At 72.2% G+C, this 17,054-nt stretch carries 5 protein-coding genes and 2 pseudogenes; 3 read left to right on the top strand and 4 right to left on the bottom strand.

Annotated elements, in window-relative coordinates; genetic code table 11:
• Positions 1–68 precede the first annotated feature (68 nt).
• Both AVL59_RS19490 and AVL59_RS19485 read left to right on the top strand, forming a co-directional pair.
• The gene (locus AVL59_RS19490; RefSeq protein WP_067306047.1) at positions 69–6,887 is read left to right on the top strand and encodes a type I polyketide synthase; all 6,819 of its coding nucleotides are present in this window, start codon (positions 69–71) and stop codon (positions 6,885–6,887) included.
• Positions 6,880–12,669: pseudogene (locus AVL59_RS19485) on the top strand (SDR family NAD(P)-dependent oxidoreductase); the annotation flags it as partial. The gene AVL59_RS19490 and the pseudogene AVL59_RS19485, both read left to right, overlap by 8 nt.
• Positions 12,670–12,768: 99 nt before the next feature.
• On the opposite strand, the gene AVL59_RS19480 reads toward AVL59_RS19485, so the two are convergent.
• Both AVL59_RS19480 and AVL59_RS55855 read right to left on the bottom strand, forming a co-directional pair.
• Positions 12,769–13,965 carry a cytochrome P450 gene (locus tag AVL59_RS19480; RefSeq protein WP_159399955.1) on the bottom strand — a complete coding sequence of 399 codons (1,197 nt, stop codon included), beginning with the start codon at positions 13,963–13,965 and terminating at the stop codon, positions 12,769–12,771.
• A 139-nt stretch (positions 13,966–14,104) separates the two neighbouring features.
• Positions 14,105–14,839 (bottom strand): DUF1345 domain-containing protein, encoded by a 735-nt coding sequence (locus tag AVL59_RS55855; RefSeq protein WP_067306029.1) that lies wholly within the window; start codon positions 14,837–14,839, stop codon positions 14,105–14,107.
• A 170-nt stretch (positions 14,840–15,009) separates the two neighbouring features.
• On the opposite strand from AVL59_RS55855, the pseudogene AVL59_RS52225 reads away from it, so the two are divergent.
• A pseudogene (locus tag AVL59_RS52225) lies at positions 15,010–15,104 on the top strand.
• Between the two features lie 38 nt (positions 15,105–15,142).
• Here the strand turns inward: AVL59_RS52225 and AVL59_RS19470 are convergent.
• Both AVL59_RS19470 and AVL59_RS19465 read right to left on the bottom strand, forming a co-directional pair.
• Positions 15,143–15,622 (bottom strand): DUF6174 domain-containing protein, encoded by a 480-nt coding sequence (locus tag AVL59_RS19470; protein WP_067306026.1) that lies wholly within the window; start codon positions 15,620–15,622, stop codon positions 15,143–15,145.
• Positions 15,623–15,714: 92 nt separating this feature from the next.
• Positions 15,715–16,932 carry an MFS transporter gene (locus AVL59_RS19465; protein WP_335743746.1) on the bottom strand — a complete coding sequence of 406 codons (1,218 nt, stop codon included), beginning with the start codon at positions 16,930–16,932 and terminating at the stop codon, positions 15,715–15,717.
• Positions 16,933–17,054 lie beyond the last annotated feature (122 nt).

Below are 17,054 nucleotides of genomic sequence, written 5' to 3'. Positions count from 1 at the left end.
TGCAACCGAGCAGCACTGCCGGTCCGGCGCCAGTCGCGGTCATCGGCATATCCCCTCGTTCCGCTGCGGTGCCACCGGCCGAAGCGGCGCTGCGGGCGCTGGAGAACGCAGGCGTCGTGCCGGAGCGGCTGCGGGACACGGCGGCCGGGGTGTTCAGCATGGCGCAGGCCGACCCGATCGCCGCCGAACTCGGCGTGCTCGGGCCGGCACTGACGTTGGACACCCTGCCCGCCGGGGTGATCCACCTGGCCTGCCAGAGCATCCGCGCCGGCGAGTCGGCGCTCGCGCTCGCCGGGGTCGTCGCGCCCGACGGGAGCGGCGCTTTCCTGGTGCTCAAGCCGGTTACGGCCGCGGTGGCCGAAGACGACCCGATCCACTGTGTGATCGACGGCAGCGCGCTCGGCCGGGGTGACGTCGTACGGCAGGCCTGTGCGCGCGCCGACGTGGGCCACGACGACATCCGGTTCGTCTGGCGGCGCGGCTACCATCCGGCCGAGGCTCCCCTGGACGGGCTCCTCGACGGCACCGAGCCGGGCGAGGAGCAGGACGCGGTGGCGGCTCTGCTGGACCTGCCCGTGCTGCTCGGCCGCAGAGAGGTTCCCGTACCAGGCGTTCCGCTCGGCCCGGACAGCCGCCTGACCGCCCTGTTCGGCTGCGTGGACGGGGCGGGCACGGCGTGTGCGCTGGTGCTGTCGGAACCGCCCGCACGGCCGCGGCGGTCGACGAGGACCACGGTCCCGACGCTGCCGGTGCTGCTGTCGGCGGACAGTGAGGAGACGCTGCGGGGCAAGGCGGAGAGCCTGCGCCTTGCCGGGCCCGACGCCCCGGATCTGCTCGACACCGCGCACACCCTGGCCCTCGCCCGGCGGCACCAGCCGCACCGGGCGGTGCTCCTTGCCGCCGACCGCGGCGAGCTCGCCGACGGGCTCGGTGAGCTCGCCGCGGGCCGGGGCGGCGCGGGAAAGGCCGGCACCGGGCGCAAGGTGGCCTTCCTCTTTCCCGGTGAGGGCGGGCAGCGGCCCGGTATGGGACGCGAGCTGTATCCGCTGTTCGACGTGTTCGCCGACGCCCTGGACGATGTGTGCGCCCACATGGAGGCGGTCTCCACCTGGTCGGTGCGTGACCTGCTGCTCGGCGACGCCCCCACCGAGGTCGCACCGGCCGACCGGGCGCTCTACACCCAGGACGCGCTGTTCGCCCTCCAGGTGGCGCTCTTCCGGCAGTTCGAGGACTGGGGAGTGCGCCCGGACTACGTGGTGGGGCACTCGGTCGGGGAACTGGCCGCGGCCACCGTGGCCGGGGTGTTCTCCCTGCCCGACGTCTGCGCGTTGCTGGCCGAACGGATCCGGCTGTTCCGGGAGAAGACGCCAGTCGGCGGAGCGATGGTCGCGATGCGCGTCTCGGAGGCGGAAGCGCTGGAGTCGCTGGCCGGGGTGGAGCACCTGGCCGGGATCTCCGCGGTCAACGCCCCGAACTCCGTGGTGATCTCCGGCGACCGCGACACGGTGCTGCGGATCGCCGGAGTGTGGTCGGAGCGCGGGCGCAAGGTGAAGCGGCTGCCGGTCGACCGGGCCTTCCACTCGCCGCACATGGCCGCCATGGCCGAGGAGTTCGAGCAGTTCGCCCGCGGTCTGTCCCGGCGGCCGCCGGACATCCCCCTCGTGCCCGTCCACAACGGGCTCGGATCGGATCCCGGGGTCGTCGGCCTGCCCGAGTACTGGGGCGCGCAGGTGCGCGGTACCGGGCATTTCCTCGGCTGTGTGACCGGTCTCCACGCGGCGGGCGTGGACACCTACGTGGACATGAGCACCAACGGGGTGCTGGCCGCGCTGGTCGAGGAGACACTGCCCGAGCCGGCCGCCGCGACCGCGCTGGTCACCGCCGCCCTGCGCGGCGGCGCCGAGCAGTCTGACCTGCACGCCGTCCTCGGCACGCTGGGCGAGTTGCACACCCATGGCGTCCCGGTGCGGTGGCCCTCGGTCTTCCGGGGCTGGGGCGGCCGGCGCACCCATCTGCCGGCCGACGTGGCCGAGCCGCCCTCCCGCTCCTCGTCCCGGCCGGCGGACCTGCGGCGGGTGATCCGGACCGAGACCGAGTCGATGATCGCGGGCGGCTACGGTCCGGACCGGTCGTTCTTCGAGCTCGGGCTCGACTCCCTCGCCGCCGTGGAACTGGTGAAACGACTGCGGAAACGGACCGGGCTCAAGATCGCCACTGCCGCGCTCTTCGACCACCCCACCCCGAACCGGCTGGCCGCACACCTGGAGAACCGCACGCCCCGCCCGGTGCCCGCGCTCCCCCGCCGCACCGGTACGGACGAGCCGATCGCCATCGTCGGGATGAGCTGCCGCTTCCCCGGCGGGGTGCACTCGCCGGAGGATCTGTGGCGGTTGATCGTCTCGGGCCGTGACGCCATCTCGGCGATGCCGGAGGACCGCGGCTGGGATCTGGCCGATCTGTACGACCCGGAACGGGAACGGCCGGGCACGAGCTACGTCCGCCGGGGCGGGTTCCTCCACGACGCCGCGGACTTCGACCCCGCGTTCTTCGGCATCGGCGGACACGAGGCGCTCGACATGGACCCGCAGCAGCGGTTGCTGCTCGAACTGTCCTGGGAGGCGTGCGAACGGGCCGGGATCGACCCGGCCACGCTGCGCGGCAGCGACACCGGGGTCTACGCGGGCCTGTCCCACGGTGACTACGGCACCGGACCCGGGCACGGTGACAGCGCCGTACGGCCGCATCTGGCGATCGGGACCGTGGCCAGTGTGGCCTCCGGCCGGATCTCGTTCGCGTTCGGGTTGGAGGGGCCCAATCTCTCGATCGACACGGCGTGTTCGTCCTCGCTGGTCGCCCTGCACCTGGCCGCCGCCGCGCTGCGCCGTGGCGAATGTTCGCTCGCTCTGGCGGGCGCGGTGACCGTGTTGTCGTCGCCCAAGGTGTTCATCGAGTTCAGCCGCCAGGGCGGGCTCGCACCGGACGCGCGGCTGAAGCCGTTCGCGGAGGATGCCGACGGCACCGTCTGGGCGGAGGGCGGTGGGATGTTCCTGGTGGAGCGGTATTCCGACGCACGCCGCAACGGCCATCCGGTGCTCGCCCTGATCGCGGGCTCGGCGGTCAACTCCGACGGAGCGAGCAACGGGCTCACCGCGCCCAACGGGGCCGCGCAGCACCGGCTGCTGGTCTCCGCGCTCGCCGACGCCCGGCTGCAGCCGTCCGACGTGGACGTGGTGGAGGCGCACGGTACCGGCACGAAGCTCGGCGATCCGATCGAGGCAGGCGCCCTGCTGGAGGCGTACGGGGCGCACCGGCCGCCGGCCCGGCCGCTGCTCGTGGGCTCCGTGAAGTCCAACCTGGGGCACACTCAGGCCGCGGCCGGCGCGGCGGGTGTGATGAAGATGGTGCTGGCCATGCGGCACGGGGTGATCCCGGCGACCCTCAACGTCGACCGGCCCAGCCCGCATGTGGACTGGGACGCGGGGCTGCGGCTGGTGACCGAGCGGACCGCGTGGCCCGATGCCGGCCCCTTGCGACGGGCGGGCGTCTCCTCGTTCGGGATCGGCGGAACCAACGCGCACGTGATCCTTCAGCAGCCGCCCGCCGGGGCGGCGGGTGCGGCCGAGCCCACGAAGACCGTACCGCCTGTGCTGACGGTCTCCGGCGGCTCGGAAACGGCTCTGCGCGCCCAGGCCGGACGGCTCGCCGCGCACTGGGACGCCCATGCCGGTCTCACCGCGCACGACCTGGGGTTCTCACTGGCCACGACCCGGTCCGCGCTGACCCATCGGGCCGTACTCACCGGTGACCCGGATCGGCTGCGGCACTCGCTGACCGCGCTGGCGGCGGGCCGGTCCGACCCCGCGCTCACCGTCGGCGCGGTGGCCGAGGGAGGCTTGGCCTTCCTGCTGACCGGTCAGGGAAGCCAGCGTCTGGGCATGGGGCGCGCCCTGCACGCGGCCTACCCGGTCTTCGCCGAGGCTTTCGACGAGGTGTGCGCCGAGCTGGGCCTGCCGGTGAAGGAGACCGTGTTCGGCGCGGATCAGGCGGCCCTCGACCGCACCGAGTTCGCACAGACCGGACTGTTCGCCTTCGAGGTGGCGCTGTTCCGGCTGCTCGACAGCTGGGGCATCCGCCCTGACCTGCTGCTGGGGCACTCGATCGGTGGGCTGACCGCCGCCCATCTGGCCGGGGTGCTGTCCCTGCCGGACGCGTGTCGACTGGTCGCGGCGCGGGGCTCGCTCATGCAGGCGTTGCCCGAGGAAGGCGCGATGTACGCGGTGGCGGCGGCGCCGGAGGAGGTCGAACCACTGCCTGCCGGGGTGTCGTTGGCCGCGGTGAACGGGCCCCGTTCCGTGGTGCTCTCCGGTGTCGAGGAGGCGGTCGTCGCGCTGGCCGAGCGCCTGCGTGCGCAAGGGCGGCGGACCAAGCGCCTGCGGGTCAGCCACGCGTTCCATTCGTCCCTGATGGACCCGCTGTTGGACGAGTTCCGCGCGGTCGCCGAGAGCCTGGCCTACCAGCCGCCCGAGATCCCCGTGGTGTCCGATGTGACGGGGCGTCCGGCCACCGCCGACGAGCTGTGTTCCCCCGAGTACTGGGTGCGGCATGTGCGCGGCACGGTCAGGTTCTTCGACGGGATGCGGACACTGCAGGACGAGGGCGTCACCACGTTCCTGGAGCTGGGACCGGAGACGACGCTCACCGAGATGGCCGCGGACTGTCTCGGCGAGACCGTCGAGGCGACGGTGATCCCCGTCCTGCGGCAGGACGACGTGCTGGACACCGTCGCGGCGCTGCAGGTCCGTGGCCACGGACCCGACTGGCGGCTGTGGTACGCCGGGAGCGGGGCGCGCCGGGTGGATCTGCCCACGTACGCCTTCCAGCGCAAGCGGTTCTGGCTGCTGCCCGACGCGGTGGACGGGCGATCCCGGCAGCCGGACTCGGCGTTCTGGGCGGCCGTGGAGAGCCATGACCTGAAGCTGCTGGCCGAACTGCTGGGCACGAGCACCGACCGGAAGTTCAGCGAGCTGGTGCCGGCGCTGGCGCAGTGGTGGCGCACCCGTGACCGGGAAGCGGCGATGAACGGGCTGCGGTACCGGATCAGCTGGCAGCCGGCCGTGGACCAGGTCGCCGACCGGCGGAACTGGCTGCTCGTCCACAGCGCTGACCTGCCCGTACCGGAGCCGCTCAGGGCCGCGCTCGGCGACCGGACGCTGCCCCTCGGCACCGGAGCGGACCGCGCGGAGATCGCCGAGCGGCTGGCCGCCCTGGCGAACGGCGAGGGCGGCGCCGTCGACGGGGTGCTGTCCCTGCTGGCGCTGGACGAGCGAGAGCGTCCCGGAACCGCCGGGGTACCGGCGGGGCTCGCGCTGACCACGGCACTGGTCCAGGCCATGGGGGATGCCGAACTCGAAGTGCCGTTGTGGTGCGCGACGCAGCAGGCGGTGTCCACGGGCCACGGCGACCGGCTCGGCAGCCCGGCGCAGGCCATGGTGTGGGGCCTCGGCCGGGTCGCGGCACTGGAGCACCCCCAGCGGTGGGGCGGGCTGATCGATCTCCCGGCCACGGTGGACGCACGGGCGGCCGAACGGCTGGCCGGGGCGCTGTCCCACGCGGAGGACCAGGTCGCCGTGCGCGCCTCGGGAGTGTTCGTGCGGCGTCTGCTGCACGCACCGGTCGGCGCGGGCTCCAGCCGCGACTGGCCCGTGCGCGGTACGACGCTGATCACCGGTGCGTTCGGCGCGCTGGGCAGGCGGGTCGCCCTCTGGCTCGCCCGGGCGGGCGTCGAGCGGCTGCTCCTGACGGGCAGGAACGCGCGTGATCCCGAGCTGGTGGCCGAACTGACCGCGCTCGGCGCCGAGGTCGACGTGGCCGCCTGTGACGTGGGCGACCGGGAACAGGTGGCGGCCCTGCTCGCCCGGATCCCCGAGGACCGTCCGCTGACCGCGGTCGCGCACGCGGCCGGGGTCCTGGACGACGGCGTGATCGACGCGCTGGATCCGCAGCGGCTGGAGCGCGTCCTGCACGCCAAGGTCGGTGGCGCCGCGCACCTCCACGAACTCGCGGGCGACCTCGCGGCGTTCGTGCTGTTCTCCTCGGCCACCGGCGCTGTGGGCAACGCGGGCCAGGCCAACTACGCGGCCGCGAACACGTACCTCGACGCGCTGGCCGAACAGCGGCGCGCCGACGGACTCGCGGCCACGTCGGTGGCCTGGGGGCCGTGGGGAGCCGGCGGGATGGCGGTGGACGGGGCGGACGCGGACGTCGTCGGCGCGCGGCTGCGCCGCAACGGCATGACGGTGCTCGACCCGGACCTGGCGATCGACGCTCTGGAGCTGGCCTTCGCACAGGACGAGTCCGGCCTGGTGATCGCCGACGTGGACTGGGCGCGTTTCCTGTCGGTGTTCGCCACCACCCGGCACAGCCCCCTGCTCGCGAACCTGCCCGAAGTGCAGCACAGCAAGGAGGCCACGCCGCCCGAGGAGGTCTCCTCGCTCGTGCGGCGGCTTGCCGGGATGTCCTCGGCCGAGCGGGCCCGCGCGCTGCGCGACCTGGTGTGCCGGCACGCCGCCCGGGTGCTCGGGCACGACTCCTCCGCGCAGATACGGCCGGGCAGGCCCTTCCACGAACAGGGGCTCAACTCCCTGGGCGTCGTGGAGCTGCGCAACCAGCTCAGCACGGAGACCGGGCTGCGGGTGCCCGCGAACGCGCTGTTCGACCATCCCACGCCCACCGCGCTGGCCGGCTATCTCGACACGGCGCTCGCCCCGGCCTCCGAGGAGCCCGAGCACACCGCGGAGCCGGAGTCCGAGACGGCGGATCTCGACACCCTGCTGAACCACGCCGAACAAGAGCTCTCCTTGATGCTGAAGGACCGCGTCGATGACTGATGACGGCAAGGTGCTCGACACCCTGCAGCGCCTGACCACCGCGCTGCGGGAGACCCGGGAGCGGCTGCGGGTGGCCGAGGCGAGCGCACACGAGCCGATCGCCGTGGTGGGCATGGGCTGCAGGTACGCCGGCGGCGTGAGCGACCCGGAGGGGCTGTGGCGGCTGCTGAGCGAGGGTCGCGACGCGGTGACGGAGTTCCCCGCCGACCGGGGATGGCCGGACGAGTTCACCGGCGCGGCGGCGTTCCTGTCGGATCCGGCCTGGTTCGACGCCCGTTTCTTCGGGATCGGTCCACGTGAGGCCCTGTCGATGGACCCGCAGCAGCGGCTGATGCTGGAGATCTCGTGGGAGGCGGTGGAGCGGGCCGGAATCGATCCGGTGTCCCTGCGCGACTCCCGTACGGGGGTGTTCACCGGCACCAGCGACCACGACTACCGCAGGCTGCTGGGCGAGGTCAGCAACCACAACGAGCACGGTGACCATCTGGCGACGGCCACCGCGGCGAGCGTGCTGTCCGGGCGGGTCTCCTACCTGCTCGGTCTGCGGGGCCCTTCGCTCTCGATCGACACCGCTTGTTCCTCCTCGCTGGTGGCCCTGCACCTGGCCGTGCGGTCGCTGCGCTCCGGGGAGTGCGATCTCGCCCTGGCCGGGGGCGTCCTGGTGATGTCCACGCCGGGTGTGTTCGCCGCCTTCCACGGCAACGGCGGGCTGGCCGCGGACGGCCGCTGCAAGGCGTTCGCCGAGGCCGCGGACGGGGTCGGCTGGGGCGAGGGCGCCGGGGTCGTGCTCGTCGAGCGGCTGACGGACGCCCTCGCCCACGGTCACCCGGTGCTGGCGGTCATTCGGGGTACCGCGATCAACTCCGACGGCGCGTCCAACGGGCTGACCGCGCCGAACGGACTCTCGCAGCAGCGGGTCATCCGCGACGCGCTGGCCGACGCCGGGCTGCGCGGCCAGGACGTGGATGCCGTGGAGGCGCACGGCACGGGGACCCGGCTCGGCGACCCGATCGAGGCATCGGCCTTGCAGGCCGTCTACGGCCGCGACCGGCAGACCCCGCTCGCCCTCGGGTCGGTGAAGTCGAACATCGGGCACACCCAGGCCGCGGCCGGCATCGCCGGAGTCATCAAGACGGTACTGGCGCTGCGGCACCGGACCCTCCCCAGGACGCTGCACGTGGACAGCCCGTCGTCACAGGTGGACTGGGACTCGGGCGCGCTGGAGCTGCTCACCGAGAGCCGCCCCTGGCCGGCGAGCGCGGACCGGCCCCGGCGCGCCGGGGTGTCCGCGTTCGGGATCAGCGGCACCAACGCCCATGTGATCCTCGAAGAGGCGCAGCCCGTCGAGGCGCCGGAGGCCGTCGACGTTCAGCCGCTGCCGTGGGTGCTGTCGGCACGGACCGACTCCGCGCTGCGCGCCCGGGCCAGACAGCTGCTGTCGCACCTGGGCGGCGGGGAACCCGCCGCTCTCGCGCATGCGCTGGTGACCTCCCGCAGCACGTTCGATCACCGTGCGGTCGTACTCGACGCCGATCCCCTGACCGGTCTGACCGCGCTGAGCCGGGGTGGCACGACGCCGGGCCTCGTCACGGGCACGGCCGACCTGACGGGCAAGGTGGTGTTCGTCTTTCCCGGCCAGGGCGGTCAGTGGGAGGGGATGGCGGCCGACCTGCTGGAGTCGTCGCCGGTGTTCCGCGAACACATCGGCCGCTGCGCACGAGCGCTGGCCCCGCATGTCGGCTGGGATCTGACGGAGGTGCTGCGGCAGCGGCCGGGGGCGCCCTCGCTGGAGCGCGTGGACGTGGTGCAGCCGGCGCTGTTCGCGGTCATGGTCTCCCTCGCCGGCCTCTGGCGCGCCTGCGGTGTCGAGCCGGACGCGGTGGTGGGCCACAGCCAGGGGGAGATCGCGGCGGCGCATGTCGCGGGCGCGTTGTCCCTGGAGGATGCCGCGTTGGTGGTCGCCCGGCGCGCGAAGGCGCTGACGGAGCTGTCCGGCCGCGGCGGCATGGCTTCGGTGGAACTCCCCGAGGCGGAGCTGCGGTCCCGGCTGGACGAGCGGCTGTCGGTCGCGACGGTCAACGGGCCGGGATCGACGGTGGTCGCCGGAGCCGTCGACGCGCTCGACGCGCTGCTCGCCGACCTGGCCGAGGCGGGTGTGCGGGTGCGCAGGCTGGCGGTGGACTACGCGTCCCATTCGCCGGAGGTGGAGCTCGTCCGCGAGCGTGTCCTCGCCGAGCTGGCGCCGGTGTCGCCGAAGGCCACGGACATCCCCTTCCACTCCGCGGTGACCGGCGGTGTGCTCGCCGGGACGGAGCTGGACGCCGGGTACTGGTACCGGAACCTGCGTCTGCCCGTACGGTTCTACGACGCCGTCGCGGGGCTGGCGGTGCCCGAGCACTCGTTCTTCGTGGAGGTCGGCCCGCATCCCGTGCTGGTCCCGGCCGTGCTGGAGGCCGTCGGCGACAAGGCCCTGGCCGTCGGATCGCTGCGTCGCCAGGAGGACGGTCGCAGGGCGCTGCTCGCGTCCCTGGCCGAGCTGTACGTCCGCGGTCTCGGCCCGCGCTGGACGGCATGGGCCGCGCCGGGCACACCGATGTTCGCCGAGCTGCCGACGTATCCGTTCGAGCGCAAGCGGTACTGGCTGATGCCGGGTGAGGCCAGGAGTGCCGGTCATCCCGTCCTGGGAACGGCCGTCGAGCTGGCGGAGAGCGACGAGTTCGTGCTGACCGGCCGTCTGTCGGTGGCCGCGTCCCCGTGGCTGGCCGACCACCGGGTGCTGGACGAGGTGATCCTGCCCGGTACCGCCTGGCTCGACTTCGCGCTGCACGCGGGGGCGGCGGCGAACTGTGCCACGGTCGAGGAACTGACCCTGGAACGGCCGCTGGTCCTGCCCGACGACGACGGCTCCGCGACGGTACAGCTGCGCGTCGGCGCACCGGATCGCACCGGGCGGCGCCGCCTGGACCTCCATGCGCGCGTGGACGGCGCGGACTGGGTGCGTCATGGTCAAGGGGTGCTGAGCCCGGCGTCCGCGGCGCCGGAGGTTCTCGAGGAGTGGCCGCCTGCCGGTGCGGAGCCGGTCGCGCACGCCGGTCTCTATTCCTCGCTCGTGGACCGCGGATTGCGTTACGGCCCGGCGTTCCAGGGGCTGCGGGCGGTGTGGCGGCGCGGCGACACGGTCTTCGCCGAGGTGGCCTGCCCGGTGGACACCCGCGGTTTCGTGGTCCATCCGGCGCTGCTGGACTCCGCTCTGCACGCTCTGGGATTCGGTGCCGGGACCCCGGCCTCCGACGGCCCGTTGCTCCCGTTCGCGTGGACCGGTGTGAGCGCGCGGGCGGCGGAGCCGTCCCTGCTGCGGGTGCGGTTGAGGGGATCATTCGACGACGGCGTACGACTGACCGTCACCGACGGCGAGGGTGTGCCGGTGCTGTCGGCGGACTCACTGGTGCTGCGTCCGGCATCGGTTCGGATGGACGCCCCGAAGGACGCGCTCTTCCGGAACAAGTGGGTCGAGGTGCACCCCGCGAGCGGTGTCGCGTCGGAGAGCGTCGCGGCCGTGGGATTCGAGACCGACCGGTTCCCCGCCTTCCCGGATCTGCGCGCCCTGGAGAAGGCCATGTCCTCGGGTCTGCCGGCGCCTGGCGCGGTGCTCGTGGCCGGCTCCGCCGGTACGGTACGGGAATCCGCGCACCGCGCGCTGAGTCTGGTCCAGGGATGGATCGCGAGCCCGGAGTTCGCCGATTCCAGGCTGGTGTTCCTCACCTCGGGCGCCGTGGCCGCCAGGTCCGGCGAGGACGTGCCCGACCTGGCCGGTGCGGCCGTCATCGGTCTGGTCCGGTCCGCGCAGACCGAGGAACCGGGGCGGTTCGTCCTGCTGGACGCCGACGAGATCACCCCGCAGACGGTGGCCGCCGCCCTGGCGGCGGACGAACCGGAGGTCGCGCTGCGGGGCGGTCAAGTGCTGGCCCGCAGGCTGGTTCGGGCCACCCCGCGGAGCGCCAGGACGATCGGCGGGCCCGAGGACACCGTGCTGATCACCGGCGGCACCGGCACGCTCGGCCGGCTGCTGGCGCGCCATCTGGTCACCGCACACGGGGTGCGGCGCCTGGTCCTGGTGAGCCGCCGCGGACAGGCGTCCGGGCTGCCGGACGAACTCGCCTCGCTGGGCGCCGCCGTCACGGTGGCCGCCTGCGACATCGCGGACCGGACCGAGCTGGCCGGACTCCTCGCCGCGCACCGGCCGACGGTTGTCGTCCATGCCGCTGGGGTGCTCGACGACGGCGTGGTGACGACCATGACGCAGGACCGTATCGACGCTGTCCTGCGCCCGAAGGCGGAGGCCGCGCTTGCCCTGCACGAGCTGACCGAGGACCTGCGGCTGAAGGCGTTCGTGCTGTTCTCCTCGGCTGCCGCCACCGCGGGCAGCGCGGGCCAGTCGAACTACGCCGCCGCCAACGCCGTACTCGACGCGCTGGCACACCACCGGCGCGCGCGGGGGCTGCCCGCGCTCTCGCTCGCCTGGGGGCTGTGGGCGGAACGCAGTGACATGACCCGTCATCTCGACACGACGGCGCACTCCCTGTCCACGCAGGAGGCGCTGGCGCTCTTCGACGCCGCGCTCGCGCTCGGCGATCCGGTGCTGGTTCCGGCCCGGCTCGACCTGCACGCCCAGGACAGGCCACTGCTGCGGGAGTTGGTGACCCGGCCGGAAACCCCGGACACCGGTCTGCGTCAACTGCTCGGCCGCCTCGGCGAACCGGAGCGGCACCAGGCACTGCTCGACCTGGTACTGAGCAAGACCGCGCTGGCCCTCGGACACGACGGCACGGACGAACTCGGCGCGCACGCCGGGTTCCTGGAGATGGGCGTGGACTCACTGGCCGCCGTCCGTATCCGCAACCATCTGAGCGAGGCACTCGATGTGCGGCTGCGGCCGACCGTCGTCTTCGACCATCAGAATCCGGTGTCGCTGGTCAGGCATCTGACGGAGGCGCTGGCCCGGCCGCAGGACGACGCCGCGGAGGAGGAGGCGCGCGAGACCATCAGCCAGATGCTCGTCCGGATCGCCGCCACCGACTGGGCACGCCGGCGCACCTACTACACCTCGCTGGACGAGCTGCCGGACCTCCCACGGCTGGCCCGACTCGCCGGCGGCCCGGACGGGCCGGCCCTGGTGTGTGTCACGTCGGCCGTGGGCACCTCGGATCCGGTGCAGTACGCGCGTGTGGCGAAGGCGTTCCAGGGTGAGCGGGACGTCTGGGCGCTGCGCCAAGTGGGCTTCCGCGGCGGCGATGCGCTCCCGAAGGACCCGGCAGTGCTGCTGGAGACGCACGCCGCCGTTCTGCGGGCTGAGCTGGGCGAGCGCCCCTTCGTCCTCGCCGGCCTGTCCTCCGGCGGGCTGATCGCTCATATGCTCGCCCGATACCTGTACGACCAGGGCTCTCCGCCCGCCGGTGTCGTCCTGCTGGACAGCTACTCCCCCGGTGATGACGAGCGGCTCGCCTTTCTGGCCCCCGGCCTGCGGGGCGAGTTGCAGGATCGGGCCGACGACCCGAACGTGGCGATACCCGCCGACGACGCCTGGATCACGGCGATGCTGCACTACGCCACGTTCGACTGGCCGTTCCACGACGTGCCGGTCCCGGTGCTGTTCGTGCGCGCGGGTTCCCCGTTGGAGGGCTGGCCCGCCGACTGGGCACCCGTCTGGCCGTTCGACCACTCCGCCGTGGTCACTCGCGGCAACCACTTCACCATGATGGAGGACGAGGCCCCGTACACGGCGGGCCTGATGCGCGACTGGTTGCGGGGGACCTTCGACTGATGCCGGTCGGCCGGGGTCCGGTGCACCGTCCCCCGGCCGGTCCTCGTTCGCCGGCGCAGGTCAGCGGATGAGTCTGAGGGGCAGTTCCCGCAGCCCCCGGAAGCTGACGTTGGGTCGCCAGACCAGGTCCTCGCCGGTGAGTTCGATCTTCGAGTACCGGCGCAGCAGTTCGGTCAGCACGATGGCGGTTTCCATCTTTCCGAGCCCGGCGCCCAGGCAATAGTGGGGGCCACCGCTGAAAGCCAGCGTTTTCGTTCCGGTGCGCGTCACATCGATTCGGTCGGGATCGGGATAACGCTCCGGGTCACGGCCGGCCGCCCCGAAGAGGAGCATTACCTTGGCTCCCTCGGGGAGCGTGACGTCACCGAGTTCGACGCTTCCGCCCAGAATTCTTGAGACGATCTGCACCGGAGTGTCGTAGCGGGATATCTCATCGACGGAGTTGGCGATCAATTCCGGATTCTCGCGCAGGATCCGCAGCTGTTCGGGGTGCCGGAGCAAGGCCAGGAGGCCGTTTCCGATCAGGTTGACCGTTGTCTCGTGTCCGGCGACGAACAGGAATTGAATATTGGCGATGATCTCCGCGTCGGTCAGCCGCTCCCCGTCGACGTCGGCGTGCACCAGGAGCGACAGGATGTCTTCGCGTGGCGTGGCCCTGCGCTCTTTGATGTGACCGGATACGTATTCCCTGAACTCCACTTCCGCAGCATTCATGTCGGCCGCGTCCTCGTCGGTTATCGAGGGGTCGATGACACGGCTGATGTGCTCCGTCCAGCGTCGGCACTGGTCCCGGTCACGCGTGGGCAGGCCGAGAAGTTCGCAGGTCACGGTCACGGGGAGGGGGAGAGCGAGACTCTGGATCAGGTCGGTGTCACCCTCACCCACGGCGTCGAGCAGCCGCTCGGTCTCCGCGGCGATGCGCGGCCTCAATCGTTCGACCGAGGCACGGGTGAAAACCTTGCTGATCACGCTGCGGATCCGCCGATGGGCGGGCCCGTCGAGCATCAGCATCCAATTCTGCACGCTCTGGACGAGCGGACTCTCGGGGCCGCCACGGCGGTTGGCCCAGGTGGTGTTCCGATAGAACTCGCTCGACGCTTCGGGGGCGCGCAGTACGGCATCCACATCTGCGTAACGCGAAAGAACCCAGTAACCGAAGTTCGATCGGTGGATGGGATCCGCCTCACGCAGGCGTCGATAGATCGGGTAGGGGTCGGTGCGTACTGATGGATCTCGCGGATCGAAAACTACGGTCATTTCCATCCTGTCCCGGGGTACGATTGCCCGTCCATCTCCATACCACTCATCATTCCACAGGGCATCATGAGAAGTGAAGACATGTCATTTGCAGGGGCACTGGGATCAGGACCGGCCGCAACTCCCCCGGCTCGCCCCGCTACTTCAGGATGTTGACGGCCCGGGCGACCACCAGGACAACGGTCACCAAGGACACCGAGGACTGCAGCATCATCAGCATTTTGGCCCACCGCGACAGTGGCATCACGTCGGTCGGGCTGAAGGCCGTGGAGTTGGTGAACGACAGGTACAAGTAGTCCAGGAACGACGGTTCCCAGTCCGGCGGGGCGACCTCCGGGCTCTGCATCTGCATGAAGAGGAAGTCGGCGAACTGCCTCTCGCCCAGGGCCCGCGCCATCGGGCCGCCACGATCCCACTCCCAGTACCACAGGGCGAACACGATGACGTTCGTCAGCCAGACGCCTCCGCCGGCCAGCAGCAACGGGACCGCGTCGGACCCCGCGCTGCCGTTCACCAGGTCCGCCACCAGCCGGATGGCCGCCAGGCCGTTGGCCACGCTGATGACGAAGATCAGGCCCAGCCCCAGCAACCTCAGCCGACGTGTCCGGGGCTCGACCCGGCGCGGGTTCGCGGCGGTCAGGCCGGCCAGCAACACCAACTCCAGTGCCGGAAGCGCCCAGTACGGCAGGAGCGAGAGCCGGTGCGGCAGCGTCAGCTGGAGGGCCACCGCCACCAGGATCACGGCGGTCACCGCCCAGCGCGGCTCGCCGTGCGTCGCCCGCCGCCACGCCGGGACGAGTTCATGCTCCCTGCTCTGCAGCAGCCGCTCGATCCTGACCAAGCGGCTCTCGGCGTCGTCCATGTCATCGCTCATGGCGATGATTGTCCCGGCTCACATCACTTCGCCCGCGCGCGGAAGGCGCACGGGCGTGCCCTCGGGGCGGCCCCGCCCGACGGCGTGTCAGCGGCGCGTCAGGCCCGTATCAGCAGCGGCTGTCACTGTTGTGCATGTGAACGGCACGGGAAACCGGAAGCCGGGAGCTGGGAGAGGTGCCCGGAGTGGTTGATCGGGGACCAGCGAGCACGCCTCGAGGTCGGGCCCCACAAGGCCCACGCAGGTTCGAATCCTGCCCTCTCCGCTCAGCGTCAGGCACCGACCGGGTCGGCACCTGCGGTGCTAGGCAGGTCCGGGCGTGTAGTCGCGGATCACGTAACGGGCTTCTTCGTCAACGGCGTTGGCATCCGGATCCAGGGTGATCCGCAGCGGGTGGCCGACGGTCGAGTACTCCGCCTCGGCCGTGTCCGCGCCGTCATGTCGCGCCTGCTCCAGCTCTTTCACCAGCCGGCCGATGGTCGGCACGGCTCCGGGTGACCGCTGGACCACCCTGCGGCTCTCCTCGTCCAGCCCCACCGCGTGGGTCACCTTCCCGTCCCGTACGCTCACCCGGAACGTACCGGTCAAGAGCCGCTCTCCCCCGGTCGAGTCCAGGGTGTACGTGTATGCGGACGGCTCCTTCCAAGCGGTGCTGCTCGACTGCGCGGCTCTGCCCGACCAGGACTCGTCTCCGCAGGCCGCGACAGCCCACACCAGCCCTGCCAGCAGTGCGATGCGCGGCAGCGGGGAGCGCGGACGCGGAACGGATCGTACGGATGTCATGTGCGGACCTTTCGCCTTCGCCGGCTGTCAGTCCTTCGACGCCGGAGTGCGGCCGGACGTTCAGGGAGCCGGACGAGGACGGTCTTCGTCGCTCACGAACGGGCAGCTGCCTCGGAGAGGTTCCGTCTCACGCGCACGCCCACCGCCGTCACGAGCAGGACCGCACACGCCGTGAACACCACACCGGCGGTGCGCAGCCCCAGTGCCACCGTCAGGGCGCCCACCCCGACGACCGGCAGGGAGATCCCGACATACGCGACGACGAAGAACGCCGAGATGGTGGCGCCCCGGTGCGCCCCGGGCGCCGCGTCGCTCACTTCGGTCAGCCCCGCGCGAAGCGCCATCCCCTGGCCGGCTCCACCGGTCAGCGCACCGGCCAGCAGGACGGGAAAGGCCTTCAGGAGCAACGAGGCCCCGATGAGGAGAAGTCCGGCGACGAGCACCGCACATCCGAGGAGCAGGGCTCGGCGCGGGCCGATCCGTCCCATGAGCACCTGCCCGCAGGTCGAGGCACAGAACACGCAGAAGACGACGGCACCGGCGACCGCCAGGTTGCGCTCCCCGAGTGTCTGCGTGAGGAAGGCGGGGGCCACGGCCGTGAACAGGCCGAGCATGGAGAAGCCCGCGAAGGCGGCGAGGGCGCAGGGCCCGAACACTCCACGCACCTGCGGCGGAATCCTCATGCCCTGCGGCCGCAGCGGCGGTCGCGGGTCGGAGCGGGGCACCGTCTCGGACAGCAGGCAGACGACCGACACGGCGGCCGCCAAGAGCACCAGATGGACGACGAAGGGCAGTTCGAGCGGCCAGGGCGCGTACTCGGCCAGAAGGCCGGAGACGAGCGGGCCGAGGCCCAGCCCGCCCATGTTGGCCGCGGTCGCCGCCAGTCCGGCACGGCCTCGCCTTTCGGGCGGCGCGAGCTCGAGGACGGCTGCGGTGCCCGTGCCGCTCAGCAGGCCGGCCGAGAAGCCCGAGAGCACCCGGCCCGTGTACAGCAGCGGCAGGCCGCCCTCGGCCAGGAAACAGACCGCACTGAGCGCGGCCAGGCCGAGCGCCGCCAGCAGCACCGGTCGCCGCCCCAGCACGTCCGAGAACCCGCCGGCGACCAGGAGGGCGGCGATGACACCCACCGCGTAGACGGCGAACACGACCGTCACGATCAGTTCGGAGAACCCGAGCTGCTGCCGGTACAGCCCGTACAGCGGTGTGGGCAGGGTGGTCCCCATCATCCCGACGGCGAACACGCCCGCTGCGGCCTTGTATCCCGGCCGCCGCCGGCGCTCCAGCCGAGGCTCCCTGTCGCTGTTGATCACACTTCACCATAGGCACCGGACATCCCCCGGTGCCTGAGGACAGGGCGCTGACCGGCGACTTGACCCCAGGACACACAGAATGCGGGGCGGCGACGACCAGCCGCAGCCGTCAGCCGGCCAGA

This window comes from Streptomyces griseochromogenes, assembly GCF_001542625.1.
GTDB lineage: Bacteria > Actinomycetota > Actinomycetes > Streptomycetales > Streptomycetaceae > Streptomyces > Streptomyces griseochromogenes.
The sequence above is the reverse complement of the archived record's forward strand: the minus strand, read 5'-3'. Positions and strand labels throughout refer to the sequence as shown.

What these genes read in the sequence shown, in the direction of transcription:
- AVL59_RS19480 (WP_159399955.1), bottom strand. Translation starts at nt 13,965, where the DNA reads ATGACCGTAGTTTTCGATCCGCGAGATCCATCAGTACGCACCGACCCC.
- AVL59_RS55855 (WP_067306029.1), bottom strand. Translation starts at nt 14,839, where the DNA reads ATGAGCGATGACATGGACGACGCCGAGAGCCGCTTGGTCAGGATCGAG.
- AVL59_RS19470 (WP_067306026.1), bottom strand. Translation starts at nt 15,622, where the DNA reads ATGACATCCGTACGATCCGTTCCGCGTCCGCGCTCCCCGCTGCCGCGC.